The organism is Pseudomonas prosekii, from assembly GCF_900105155.1.
GTDB lineage: Bacteria > Pseudomonadota > Gammaproteobacteria > Pseudomonadales > Pseudomonadaceae > Aquipseudomonas > Aquipseudomonas prosekii.
On record NZ_LT629762.1, the window covers coordinates 638,285 to 651,596 of the forward strand.

The 13,312-nt window shown below is 60.5% G+C and carries 9 protein-coding genes and 4 tRNA genes; 2 read left to right on the plus strand and 11 right to left on the minus strand.

Going from position 1 to position 13,312, the window contains the following annotated elements; translation table 11 throughout:
* The first annotated feature begins 67 nt into the window (after positions 1–67).
* Both BLU01_RS02950 and BLU01_RS02955 read left to right on the plus strand, forming a co-directional pair.
* Complete coding sequence (locus BLU01_RS02950) at positions 68–3,346, plus strand: sensor domain-containing protein (RefSeq protein ID WP_092270590.1); 3,279 nt, start codon at positions 68–70, stop codon at positions 3,344–3,346.
* 239 nt (positions 3,347–3,585) lie between these two features.
* The gene (locus BLU01_RS02955; RefSeq protein WP_092270593.1) at positions 3,586–5,277 is read left to right on the plus strand and encodes a molecular chaperone HscC; all 1,692 of its coding nucleotides are present in this window, start codon (positions 3,586–3,588) and stop codon (positions 5,275–5,277) included.
* Here the strand turns inward: BLU01_RS02955 and BLU01_RS02960 are convergent.
* The 11 genes from BLU01_RS02960 to BLU01_RS03010 form a co-directional block, all read right to left on the minus strand.
* Positions 5,274–7,955, minus strand: a complete 2,682-nt coding sequence (locus BLU01_RS02960; RefSeq protein WP_092270596.1) for a J domain-containing protein — start codon at positions 7,953–7,955, stop codon at positions 5,274–5,276. The two genes, BLU01_RS02955 and BLU01_RS02960, sit on opposite strands and share 4 nt — an antisense overlap.
* Entirely contained in the window at positions 7,952–8,650 is a 699-nt protein-coding gene (locus tag BLU01_RS02965; RefSeq protein WP_092270600.1) for a DUF1266 domain-containing protein, read from the minus strand. The genes BLU01_RS02960 and BLU01_RS02965 overlap by 4 nt, the downstream gene beginning before the upstream one ends.
* 190 nt (positions 8,651–8,840) lie before the next feature.
* A complete protein-coding gene (locus BLU01_RS02970) occupies positions 8,841–9,287 on the minus strand; it encodes an Hsp20 family protein (RefSeq protein ID WP_092270603.1) in 447 nt (148 codons plus the stop codon).
* A 121-nt stretch (positions 9,288–9,408) separates the two neighbouring features.
* Positions 9,409–10,368, minus strand: a complete 960-nt coding sequence (locus BLU01_RS02975; protein WP_092270606.1) for a tRNA dihydrouridine synthase — start codon at positions 10,366–10,368, stop codon at positions 9,409–9,411.
* Positions 10,369–10,569: 201 nt separating this feature from the next.
* Positions 10,570–11,007, minus strand: coding sequence for an acyl-CoA thioesterase (locus BLU01_RS02980; RefSeq protein WP_092270609.1), 438 nt, complete (start codon positions 11,005–11,007; stop codon positions 10,570–10,572).
* Positions 11,008–11,055: 48 nt separating this feature from the next.
* The gene (locus tag BLU01_RS02985) at positions 11,056–11,889 is read right to left on the minus strand and encodes an alpha/beta fold hydrolase (protein WP_092270612.1); all 834 of its coding nucleotides are present in this window, start codon (positions 11,887–11,889) and stop codon (positions 11,056–11,058) included.
* A gap of 58 nt (positions 11,890–11,947) precedes the next feature.
* Complete coding sequence (locus BLU01_RS02990) at positions 11,948–12,487, minus strand: TetR/AcrR family transcriptional regulator (protein ID WP_092270615.1); 540 nt, start codon at positions 12,485–12,487, stop codon at positions 11,948–11,950.
* 183 nt (positions 12,488–12,670) lie between these two features.
* Positions 12,671–12,746: transfer RNA gene (locus BLU01_RS02995), tRNA-Glu, on the minus strand.
* 79 nt (positions 12,747–12,825) lie between these two features.
* A tRNA-Ala gene (locus tag BLU01_RS03000) sits at positions 12,826–12,901 on the minus strand.
* A gap of 68 nt (positions 12,902–12,969) precedes the next feature.
* Positions 12,970–13,045 (minus strand) — tRNA-Glu (locus BLU01_RS03005).
* A gap of 80 nt (positions 13,046–13,125) precedes the next feature.
* Positions 13,126–13,201 (minus strand) — tRNA-Ala (locus BLU01_RS03010).
* Positions 13,202–13,312 lie beyond the last annotated feature (111 nt).

Sequence of the window (13,312 nt, forward strand, 5' to 3'; positions counted from 1 at the left end):
GTGCTACATCTATAGAGCTGCAAACCCCTGTGCCTAACGCCCCCATTCAGCCAAAGGCCTGTTGCCAATGCCCAAATCTGTTGACCGTACTCCGCCGATGCCGCGTATTCAGGCGATTGACCCGCAGCGGTCAGAGCAGAGCTGGGAAAGTGCGCCGCAATTGCTCGCCGCACTCAACGGCGCGCGCCTCGGGGCGTGGTACTGGGACATAGAACTTGGCCAGATCAGTTGGTCGCGGGGCACGCAGGCATTGTTCGGTTTCGATCCGCGTCAGCCGCTGCCCAAAGACCTCGAATACCTCGACCTGCTGCCGCCCGAGGACCGCGCGAAAACCATTCGCGCGTTTCATCAGGTGATCGCCGGGGCGCCACTGGCGCAGGCAATGCATCACCGCATTCGATGGCCCGACGGCAGCCTGCATTGGCTGGAAATCAACGGCAGCCTGTTGCCGGACAAGAACGGCCGGCCACGGATGATCGGCGTCATCCGCGAAATCACCCACCAGCGCCAGCGCGAACAAGCGCTGAGCAGCTCGGAGAAACGTTTCGCCACGCTGTTTCACCTGTGCCCGAACATGGTGCTGCTGACCCGCCAGGAAGACGGCTTGATCAGCGAAGCCAATCAATATTTCGAAAGCCTGTTCGGCTGGCCGGTGCAAAGCGCGATTGGCCGGACCACGCTGGAACTGGGCCTGTGGGTTCATCCCGAGCAACGCGCGGTACTGGTCAAGGCAACCAAAGCCAAGGGCGAATTGATCAGCATGGAGGTGCAGTTTCGTGCGAGCAACGGCCAGGTCCATGACGGCATTCTCAGCGCGCAGAAGGTCGAGCTCGAAGGCCAGCCGTATTTATTGAGCACATTCCTCGACACCACCGAGCGCAAAGCTGCCGAACACGCGCTCAAGGACAGTCAGGAACGGCTGGATCTGGCGCTCGATTCAGCGCAACTCGGCACCTGGGACTGGCACATTCCCAGCGGCATGCTTTACGGCTCGGCGCGCGCTGCGCAGTTGCATGGCCTGGAACCCAAACCATTCCATGAGGCGTTCGACGAGTTCTTCGAAGGCGTGCCTGGCGAAGAACGCGACAGCATGCGCAACGCCTACCGCAGCCTGCGCGAAGGCCCGGCGGGCAATTATCAACTGACCTACCGCGTGCAATTGCCCGACGGCAGTTCGCGTTACCTCGAGAGCCGCGCCCGCCTCTACCGCGACGACAACGGCCTGCCGCTGCGCATGGCCGGGACGTTGCTCGACATCACCGATCAGGTCGAGCGCGAGCAGCGTTTGGTCGCCTCCGAAGAGAAATTCGCCACGCTGTTTCAGGTCAGCCCTGACCCGATCTGCGTCACTCGCCAGGATAGCGGCCAGTTCATCGAGATCAATTCCAGTTTCACCCAGATTTTCGGCTGGAGCGCCGCCGACGTGATTGGCCGCAGCGCCGACCAGATCGGCTTGTGGGACGCCTCGGCGAAAAGCCTGCAACGCATTGAACAGGTGATCCGCGAACAAGGCTTGAGCAACGTCGCGATCATCGTCCAGCACAAGAACGGCCAATCCCTGACGTGCGTGATTTCCAGCCGCCAGATCAGCGTCGGCGACCAGCCGTGCATCGTCACCACCCTGCGCGACATCACCCAGCAGCAGCGCTCGGAAGCCGCGCTGAAGGCCAGCGAGGAGAAATTCGCCAAGGCGTTTCACTCAAGTCCCGACGCCATCACCATCACCGAACGCGATACCGGGCGTTATCTGGAGGTCAATGATGGTTTCTGTCGCCTGACCGGTTTCCGCGCCGACGAGGTGGTTGGCAAAACCGTGTATCAGGTGGGCATCTGGGCCGAAGAGAAACAGCGCTCGGCACTGCTCGCCGAACTGCAGATCAAGGGCCGCGTGCATCACCAGGAAATGCTCGGGCGCAACAAACGCGGGGATTTGCTCACCGTCGAGGTCTCGGTCGAGCCAATCACCCTTAACGAAACCGCCTGCCTGCTGCTGACCGCGCGCGATGTCAGCCTGTTGAAAAACGCCGAGGCGCAGATTCGGCATCTGGCCTACCACGACCCGCTGACCAACCTGCCGAACCGCGCGCTGCTGATGGATCGCCTGAGCCAGCAGATCGCCCTGCTCAAGCGCCACAACTTGCGCGGCGCCCTGATGTTTCTCGACCTCGACCACTTCAAGCACATCAATGACTCACTCGGCCACCCGGTCGGCGACACGGTGCTGAAGATCATTACCGCGCGGCTCGAAGCCAGCGTGCGCATGGAAGACACCGTGGCGCGGCTCGGTGGCGACGAGTTCGTGGTGCTGCTCAGTGGCCTGGAAGGTTCGCGCGGCGAGGTCAGCGAACAGGTGCGGGAATTGGCCGACACCTTGCGCGAATTGCTTTCGGAACCGATGTTTCTCGACGGCCAGCGCCTGCAAGTCACGCCGAGCATCGGTATCGCGTTGATTCCTGATCACGGCTCGACCCCGACCGACCTGCTCAAGCGCGCCGACATTGCCCTTTATCGGGCCAAGGATTCCGGGCGCAACACCACGCAGATGTATCACAACACCATGCAGAAGGCCGCCAGCGAGCGCTTGCGCATGGAAACCGACTTGCGTCTGGCGCTCTCGCGCAATGAGTTCAGCGTGCATTACCAGCCGCAAATCGATGCCCGCAACAACAGCATTGTTGGCGCCGAAGCCTTGGTGCGCTGGCACCACCCGGAGCTCGGTGCGCAATCGCCGACCGAGTTCATCAAGGTGCTGGAGGACAGCGGGCTGATTCTGGAGGTTGGCACGTGGATCCTCGATGAAGCCTGCGATGCCTTCAAACAGCTGATCGCCAAGGGCTTGATCGACCCGCTGATGTTCAGCCTCTGCGTCAACATCAGCCCACGGCAGTTCCGCCAGAACGACTTCGTCGAACGCATCGAACGCAGCCTCAGCCACCACGGATTGCCTTGTTCGCTGCTGAAACTTGAAATCACCGAAGGCATCGTTATCCAGAACCTCGAAGACACCATCGGCAAAATGCGTCGACTGAAAAAACTCGGCGTCAGTTTCGCGATGGACGATTTCGGCACCGGTTATTCCTCGCTGACCTACCTCAAGCGCCTGCCGGTGGACACGCTGAAAATCGACCAGTCATTCATCCGCGACGCCACCACCGACCCCAACGACGCCGAAATCATCCGCGCCATCGTCGCCATGGCGCGCAGCCTGGCGCTGAAAGTGATTGCTGAAGGGGTTGAGACGCCGGAGCAATTGGAGTTTTTGCAGGGCCTTGGCTGCCATTTTTATCAGGGCTATTTGCACAGCCGGCCGTTGCCGTTGGAGGACTTCCAGACATTGCTCAAATAAATCACCGCCCCCTCCGTAGCAGCTGTCGAGCCCTAGCGAGGCTGCGTTCGGCGACGAAGTCGTCGTGAAATCAGACGACGCGGTGGATCAGGCAAACCGCGTGCGCTGGGTTTACGACGGCTTCGCCGCCGAACGCAGCCTCGCTGGGGCTCGGCAGCTGCTACAGGTTTACGGTAATTGCCAGTTTTTCTCTCAGCCTGTAGGGTCGCTTTTTTTGCGCCGCCTCAAAGAGATCAACCATGCAGGATGCAACCCTCCCCCGCCCGGCCTTGCTGGGTATCGACCTCGGGACCACCAATAGCCTGATCGCCGTCTGGCAGGACGGTCAGGCACAGTTGATTCCCAACGCCCTCGGCGATGTCCTCACGCCGTCCGTGGTCAGCCTCGATGAAGACGACAGCATTCTGGTGGGCAAGGCCGCCCGCGCGCGCTTGACCACTCACCCGCAACGCACGGTGGCGGCATTCAAACGCTTTATGGGCAGCGACAAGCAATTTGAACTGGGTGGACGCCAGTTCAGCCCGGAAGAACTTTCGGCGCTGGTGATCGGTTCGCTCAAACAGGACGCCGAAGCCTTTCTCGGCCACCCGGTGCACGAGGCGGTGATTTCGGTTCCGGCCTATTTCAGTGACGAACAACGCAAACGCACACTGTTTGCCGCCGAGCTGGCTGGCCTGAGCGTGTCGCGGCTGATCAACGAACCGACAGCCGCCGCCATGGCGTACGGGCTGCATGAGCAGAAGTTCGAGCGCACGCTGATTTTCGACCTGGGCGGCGGCACGTTTGACGTCACGGTGCTGGAATACGCCCTGCCGCTGATCGAAGTGCATGCCTCCACCGGCGACAACTTCCTCGGTGGCGAAGACTTCACCGCCGCGCTGCTGCAAGCCTGCCTGAAAGACTGGCAACTCACTTCGCAGATGATCGACGGCCAGGGTTTGGCCAGCCTCGGCGATGCCCTGGAACAACTCAAATGCAAACTCAACGAAGGTACCCAGCACCTGAGCTGGAACGGGGCCGGCGCGTTGCGTGAATGGTCGCTGGATGAAGCCGGGGCGTTGAAAATCTGGGAACCGTTGCTTGGGCGGTTGCGCGCCCCCATCGAGCAAGCCCTGCGCGATGCGCGACTCAAGCCACGGGACCTCGACAGCCTGGTGATGGTCGGCGGCGCCACGCGAATGCCAGCCGTGCAGCAAATGGTCGCGACGCTGTTCGGGCGCCTGCCCTATCGCCATCTCGATCCGGACACGATTGTCGCGCTGGGCGCCGCCACCCAAGCGGCCTGCAAGGCCCGGGACAGCGCCATCGAAGAACTGATCCTGACCGACGTCTGCCCCTACACCCTGGGCATCTCGACCAATCGCGGTGAAGACGTCAGCGGCGCTTTCGCACCGATCATCGAGCGCAATACGGTGATCCCGACGTCCAGGGTGAAGCGCTTTTTCACCAGTCATCCCCAGCAAACGTTGATCCGCATTGAGGTTTATCAGGGCGAGCGGCCATGGGTGCGCGACAACATTTACATTGATGCCTTCGACGTCGCGCTGACACCTAGCGAGCAGACCCAGGCGCTGGATGTGCGCTTCAGCTACGACATCAACGGTTTGCTCGAAGTCGACGTCACCCTGCTGGCCAGCGGCGAACGCCACAGCCACAGCATCGATCGCAGCCCCACCGGGCTCGACCCGCAATCGCGGCAAAACAGCCATGAACGGCTCAGCGCCCTGAAGATTCACCCCCGCGACACCCTGCCCAATCGCACCTTGCTGGCGCGCCTGGAACGGGCCTGGACACAAAGCCTGGGTGATGAGCGCGAGCAGATTGCCGATTGGCTGGATACCTTTACCGCCGTGCTCGGTGGCCAGCAATCGGTGGAGATTGCCAGCCATCGGTCACAGCTCAATAAAGCCCTGGATGAACTGCGCCTCTAGCCGTTAAGCCGCCGCAAGGCCGTTTGCAAACCGCCGGACAAGGTGTCTTCACCGCCGCTGTCCGGCGGCACGCCGTAACGGTTGGGCAGTTTGTCGCCGGGAAAGCCAAACAACAGCAAAGGCATGAACGGCAGCACCAGCGACAGGCAGCCAAAAATCAGCAACGTGGGAATCCCGCGGCCCATGTCATGCAGTCGACGCAGAATCGCGCCGAGCAACAACAAGGCGCCCAGCAACAGCACGCCAATGCCCGAGAGCGCAGTGCCGCTCATCAACGCCAGATACGGGGTGAGTAGCACACACCCCAGCACTTGCCCGATAAACGCCTTGCGCCCAAGTCGGGAACCCAAGCGCCAGAACGCCATGGCCGGCACGGGACGTTTGTCGCCGTTGGCCAGCAGCAGGCGTTCGTTCCACGACAACAGCGCCGTTAGCGCCAGACGCAGGCCCACGCTGTTCTCGGGGTTATCTTTGCCGTACTGCAAGATGCTCAGCGCCTTGTTCCGCGGCACCCCGGCCGCGCCATGACGGACCAGGCTTTTCAGCGTATCGAGGAGTGAATAGACCACCAGTTTCTCGACACCGAAATCCTTCAACACTTTCTCGGGCGGCCACACCGGATCGCCTTTGATCAAGCCATTGCGAAACCCTTCAAACCAGTCATCTTCGCAACTGACGGCGGCGATGGATTGCAACAGCGCGCGGTGCTGTTCGGCATTCAGGGTCGGATCGTGATACAGCACACCCCAAAGCAGCATCAGCCCCAATACATCTTCGCCGCAGGCGTCAGGATCGCTTTCAATGCAGGTATAGAGTTGCGCGTTGCCCGGCAGCGTCGCGCTGTCGAGGGCCTGTTGCACATTGAACAGCTTTTGCACGAGCAAGCCATGCACCGGATCGCTGGCTTGCAACCAGCCCAGTAAACCGGCGCAACTCCCTTGCTCGCGCTGCAAACGCTGGAGCAAGGGTTGAAGCCGACTCAGCGGATGAGCCGGGTTGACCTCCAGCTGATCCAGGCAGGGCGAATCGATCAACGATAGCCAACGTTCCGGCTGATCGAGCAATGCCAGCAGGAACATCGTTTGAGCGTGCCATTGCCACGGCGTCGCGCCTTGGTCCATGGCTGGCAACAGCACACCGCGCTGTTCCAACTGGACCAACAGGCTCAGACCGCGCAAGTCCACGTCCGCTTGCGCGTCTTGCAGGTCAAACGCCTGATCGATCCGCACCAGCGCGGCCTGATCGTAAGGCCGCAGCCTGCGCAACCAGAGACGGCAAATGGTGTGTGGTTCGGCCTTTCTCAGCTCCTCGGCCAGTTGCGGCTGCACCGAACGACTGCTGAGGAAAGCCTTCAGCGCCAAGGGGATCGGCGCCTGATGCAGCCAGCGGAGTTGCTGCGCAGCCTGATACTTGAACCCGCTCAGCACCATGCCTTCAAGGGCATCGACCGGCTGCGGTTCGTCAAGTATGTGTTGCAGCAATCCGACATCGCCACGGTGCAAGGCCCAGGCATGCCGGTACAGCTGCTGCAAACGGCAATCCGCAGATTGCCCAAGCAGCAAGGCCAGCAGCGGCAGCTCATCCCCGGTCATCCGCCAATCGACAAACGCAGCCGCCAAGCCTTGCAGGTTGAGTTGCCCGACCCCAAGCCAGCGCACCAGCGTCTCGGGACGTTGTGCAGGGCTGCCAAAGGTTTGGCTGACATCGGCGAGGTCGGCGGACCAATCGCGGAAATTCTCCTGATGGTCAAATGCCTGGATCAGCAGCGCCAAGAAGTCCGGCTGACGCTTGGCGCACAGCTCCAGTAAACGGCCTTCGGCCTTCGGATGGTGATGCTCCTGCCACAGCCGGATCCAGCAAGGCAACGCCTGATCCTCCAGGCCCAGCAAGCTGTTTTGGCACGCCAGCAAATACAGCCAGTCGACATCGTCGGGGGCTTGCGCCTGTTGTTCGACACACACTTGCCGCAACCCCGGGCCACCCATACCCGCCTGAGTGAACTGCACCAGCAGACGCTGGATAAATGCGTCGTCCGCCGGCAGCGGCAAACAGGTGTGGTGGCTGGCGAAGTCTTCGAACTCATGCAGAGGACGATGTTGGAAGATGTAGTCGAGGCTGCGGGCATACCAGAGGGTTTCCATCTGCGCAGGCCCGGGCCAATCGCCCATCAGCGTGGTGTCGAACGGGTCGGGCCCCTTGATGCGTTGCAGGAACGCTTCGACTTCTTTCGCCTGGTCGAACTCCAGGTCCAGCAACTGCTGTTCCCAGGCCAGCCGTTGCGCCAGCAGATTCGCGCAGCGGTACGACAATGGACCAGCGTTGGCCAATGGGTGGAACAGCCCCCAACTGAGGTCATCGAGGGCGTCCAGCGGTAATTGGTCCAGCGCTTTGACAAAGACTTGCCAGGCCTGCGGATTGAAACGCCGCGCCGGGTCTTCGAGCAGCGCGTAGAAATCCACCAGGGTCTGCGGCATCTCCGGGACGCCTGCATCCTCTTCGTCGACTTCGTCCTCTTCCTGCCGGGCGAAACGGTTGGCGCTTTCATAGGCTTCACGCAGTGCCTGGAAGCCTTCGGGATCACTTTCCGGATGATGCTGCGGCAGGCGCGCGCGGTAGGCATCCCGAATCAGTGCCTGGTCTGTGGTGGGCTCTATGCCCAGACGTATCCAGCAACTCATGACCAGTCGAACTCCCCTAAGGATGCCGGGCGTTGCGGCGGATCAAGCTTAAGGTGCCAAGGCAAGCCGGCCAGGAAAGTCGGTAGGTTACGGCTCAGCCCGCGAGCGATGCGCAGACTGCTCGAACACTCCCCTTGTCGGTCCAGTTCGTAAGCAAGCGTTTCGTCGCTGCTGTTCTGGCAGCCCCAGAATGCGCGGCCGGTGAGAAATCCGTTGAAATAGGAAAACCAGTCGTCGTAGTGATATTGCGCCCTGACGGCCAGGCGCCAATGCAGCCAGAGACTTTCGCGAAGATCTATCCACTCGTTGCGCACGCCACACCGCAACAGAAACCCCATGCGCCCCAGATCCCACGCCAGGATACCGCCCGAACCGCAGCCCTCGAAGGTACGGCTGGCAAACTCGTGCAAGATGCGCTCACGGGGTTCCAGGGTCTCGAGCAACAACTGCCACTCACCGGGCAAACAGCGTTGCCATGAGTGATACGCCTGTTTGAGGTGGGTGGCGTGACCGTTATCGGTCATTCTTTCGAGCATGCCCAACAACTGCGACCGGTCATTGATGCCCCAGCTGCATTGCAGGTCGATAAATTCCGGATTGGAATAGAAAGCGGGCTCGTCGTATTCGGCACGAGGATTGAGGGCCACCATTGGCGCAGAAAGACCGCACAGCCAACGCTGTTGTATCTCTTCCATGAAAAAAAGCTCCGGGCCGACCAGGCAGGATGGGAGTCGGCAAAACTGTCGCGGATTGTAGAGAAACCGTCACCAGGCGGCAAAGCCTGCGAGGCCGTTTTTTCGCCCGGATACAAAAAGGCCCCGACAGGTCGGGGCCTTCATTCAGCGGGTTATAGCCTGTTCAGACGAATGTGTGTCTTCGAATGAATCAGTGCTGCAACGCTGGCTTTTGCGTCCCGTTGATCGGGATGCGTTTGGCTTTCGCCTCTTCCGGAACAATGCGCAGTAGGTCAATGCTCAGCAGACCGTTGCTGAGGTCGGCGGCTTTGATCTCGATGTGATCGGCCAACCGGAACGACAATTTGAATGCCCGCTGGGCGATGCCCTGGTGCAGGTACGTCACGCTGTCATTGGCGTCGCGTTTGCCACCACTGATGGTCAGCACACCTTTCTCGACTTGCAGGTCCAGGTCTTCTTCCTGGAAACCAGCGGCCGCAACGACGATGCGGTATTGGTCATCACCGTGCTTTTCGACGTTGTACGGTGGGTAGCTGCTGCCAGGCTCGTTGCGCAGGGCGGTTTCGAACAGGTCATTAAAACGGTCGAAGCCAACCGAGGAACGGAACAATGGTGCGAGGGAAAATGCAGTACTCATGGTTCAAATCTCCTGAAAACAATCAGCAAGTTTTTTTGTCTCCGCGACCCGAATTCGGCATCGCGTAACCCTTAGATAGGGACCGCTGATTGCATTTCAAGAGATTATCTGCAGATTTTTTTCAGGCCGCTTCGGCGACCTTCAGACCCAGTAAACGCGAGACATGGTCGAGTTCGGTCTCGCGGCGCAGGACGGTAAACAGCTCGACCGCCTCCGGATAATTGCGCGTGAGCATCGCCAGCCATTGCTTCAAGCGACCCGGCGATTGGCGCGGGGTCATTTGTGCCTTGGCTTGCAGCCAGAAGTCTTGGAGCAGCGGCAGCAGCTCGGCCCAGGTCATTTCGACGACTTCTTCGCCAGCGCGTGCGGCAGCGATCTGCCTCGCCAGGTCCGGGCGGGACACGAGGCCGCGCCCGAGCATGATGTCTTCGACGCCGCTGATTTCGCGGCAACGGCGCCAGTCTTCGACGCTCCAGATGTCGCCATTGGCGAACACCGGGACTTTGACCACTTCTTGCACGCGCGGAATCCATTCCCAATGCGCCGGCGGTTTGTAGCCGTCGGTTTTGGTCCGCGCATGCACCACGATGTGCGCCGCGCCGCCCTCGGCCAACGCCGTGGCGCAGACCAGCGCGCCGTCCGGGCTGTCGAAGCCGAGGCGCATTTTCGCTGTAACCGGAATGTGCGCAGGCACCGCGCGGCGCACGGTTTCGACGATTTCGTTGAGCAATTCGGGTTCTTTAAGCAGGACCGCGCCGCCACGGGACTTGTTGACGGTTTTGGCCGGGCAGCCGAAGTTGAGGTCGATGACTTCGGAGCCGAGTTCACAAGCGAGCGCGGCGTTTTCCGCCAGGCACACCGGGTCGGAGCCGAGCAATTGCACGCGCAACGGCACGCCGGACGCAGTGCGCGCGCCGTTCAACAGTTCCGGACCGAACTTGTGGTAATAGGCAGGCGTGAGCAGTTGATCGTTGATCCGAATGAATTCGGTCACGCACCAATCGATACCGCCGACACGGGTCAGCACGTCCCGCAGGATGTTGTCGACCAACCCCTCCATGGGCGCCAAAGCAATTTGCATGGAAAACACACTCAACGAAAAACGTGCGGCAGTTTATAGGTTTCGGCGCGCAGAAGGTATTTCCTCAGACGGGGCGGCGGCGATTGTGCTGACGCCTTCGCGGGCAAGCCTCGCTCCTACAGGTTTTGCGGCGTATGCACATTAGGCGCACGACACATATGTAGGAGCGAGGCTTGCCCGCGAAGAGGCCCGCGCAGATACCTAAACAGAGATTGGCAACGCCTGGCCATAACCTTCAATGAATTCAGCCGGCATGCGCTTAGGCTTGCCGGTCGACAACTCGATGCACACAAACGTGGTTTGCGCGCGTAGCAGCGTGGTGTTGTCGCTGGGGCGTTTGAGCTGGAAGTGGCGGGTCATTTTCAGGCGCTGGTCCCAATCGACGATCCATGTCGCCAATTGCAGCGCCTCGCCTTCATAGGCGGCGGCGAGGTAATCGATCTCGTGACGCACCACGGCCATCGCCCGATCCAGCCGCCGATATTCCACCAGATCCAGACCGAGGCGTTGCGAGTGGCGCCAGGCGCAGCGTTCCAGCCAAGTCACGTACACCGCGTTATTGGCGTGGCCGAGGCCATCGATGTCCTCGGCGCCGACTTCCAGATCAATGATAAATGGCGTTGCCCGATCCCAGCCCATGCCCCACTCCCGGTCAGATAAATTCGACCGGGGCAGTGTAACGGATGCTCAGGCCGATTGCCGCGCTTGCAGGCTGCGACCGGACAGCAGTGATAACACCCCATCAATCACCCGAGGGTCGGCGAGCACGCGCTGATGGCCGCCCTCCTCCAGCCGCAGCAAACGGCTGTCGAACCAGGCTTCGTGAATGATCTGCGACTCTTTGACCGAGACAAATTTGTCGTCCTCGGCATGCACGATCAAACCGGGCATATCGAGCTGATAGTGCGCAACATCGAGGGTCGCGGCGCGCATGCCAACGTCTTGCTCGACCTGGCGGATGAACGCCGAGCGCGCTTTGGGCGGCAACTTGACCATGCGCGCGAACCCTCGCAGCACCCCAAGAATCCGCGCCGGCGCGGCAATCGATACCAAGGTCTCGGTGCGCAAACCCAGTTGCACCGCGAGCATCGCACTGGCGCCGCCCATGGAATGGCCGATCACCGCTTGCAGTGGCGGCAGCTCAGCGGCGGCTTCGAGCATGGCACGGGCGAACAACACCACGTTGGCTTCACGGCCCGGCGAACGACCGTGGGCCGGGCCATCCAGCGCCACCACGGTATAACCGGCCTCCACCAGCGCGGTGATCAGGCTGGCGAATTGCGTTGGCCGACCTTCCCAACCGTGCATCAACAGCACCGTCGGGCCTTGGCCCCAGCGCAACGCCGAGAGGCCGAAGCGCAAGGTAATTCGCTCGGATTTCGCCAGCAGCGGCAATTCCCAGTCACGCGGGGCAAACTCGCGCGGCGTCATGAAGGCCAGACGCATTTTGCTCGCGACCAGTTTCGGCGCGAACCAGCCCAAGGTGCCATTAACGCCACGAACCCACTTCAACGTGCTCATCGCTTCACTCCTCGGGCCGCTGCCTTCAGGACATAACACTCAGTTAATAACGCTCAATTCACAGGACCGCCGACTTGGCGGCGCGCAGCATTCGATCGGACAACTCGCCAGGGCCCAGCGCGCGCGCCAGGGCCAGACCACCGATCATCAACGCCATGTCGGCCAGGGCTTTATCGGTGTCTTCGGGGCTGGCCGCCAACTGCGCGACCATCAGCTCCACGTGCTCATTCAACGCAACCCGGAATTCATCGGGCAGACGCCCCAACTCACCGACCGAAGCCGGGATCGGGCAGGCTGAATCAGATGAGTCACGGTGTTTGCGCGACAGATAAAACGCAGCCACCAGCGCGCGACGTTCTTCGCCAGTCAATTCGGCGTCCATGTCGGCAATCAAGCCACGGCGATGGCCGAGCAGTTGCTTGAACGCTTCGAGCATCATCGCGTCCTTGCTTTCGAAGTGTGCGTAGAATCCGCCAACCGTCAGGCCGGCCGCGCCCATCACTTCGCCCACGCTCGGTTCAGCCGGGCCACGCTGGATCAGCGCAGCACTGGCAGCCTTGAGGATGCGTTCGCGGGTTTGAGCTTTTTTATCGTTCATCGTTGCCTCCGAATATTACGACTAGAATATTATTCACATAATAAATTTGCGCAAGTCATGGCTGTGACCGCTGGTCTGAAGAACAGTTTTGAAGAAAGAGAGGAATTGGCCAAACGCCAGACAAACAAAAGGGCCATTCAATAATTGAATGACCCTTATAAAATCCCGCAGAGCGGGTAATCGTGGCGTCCCCTAGGGGACTCGAACCCCTGTTACCGCCGTGAAAGGGCGGTGTCCTAGGCCACTAGACGAAGGGGACACAAACCCTTCTATACACTGACCAGCGCTGAGAGCTGATCGATTCAAGGCCGGTGTGGCCAGACCTTGAAATGTAAAATTGGTGGAGCTAAACGGGATCGAACCGTTGACCTCCTGCATGCCATGCAGGCGCTCTCCCAGCTGAGCTATAGCCCCGATTTATCGCCTGGCGGCGGAGCAGCATCTTGCGACACTGCTTCTGTAAAACATTGCTACCGTAAAACTGGCGTCCCCTAGGGGACTCGAACCCCTGTTACCGCCGTGAAAGGGCGGTGTCCTAGGCCACTAGACGAAGGGGACGCAAACCCTTCTATACAACTGATCAACGCTGAGTGTTGATCGCTTCAAGGCCGGTGTGGCCAGACCTTGAAGATGTAAATTGGTGGAGCTAAACGGGATCGAACCGTTGACCTCCTGCATGCCATGCAGGCGCTCTCCCAGCTGAGCTATAGCCCCTCATCGCTGAGGACGGGGCGAATCTTAATGGCGCATCGAAAGGCTGTCAAACTTATTTTTAAAATATTTCAAAGTTTTTTGCCGACATAACAATCACTTACCGCCAAACCC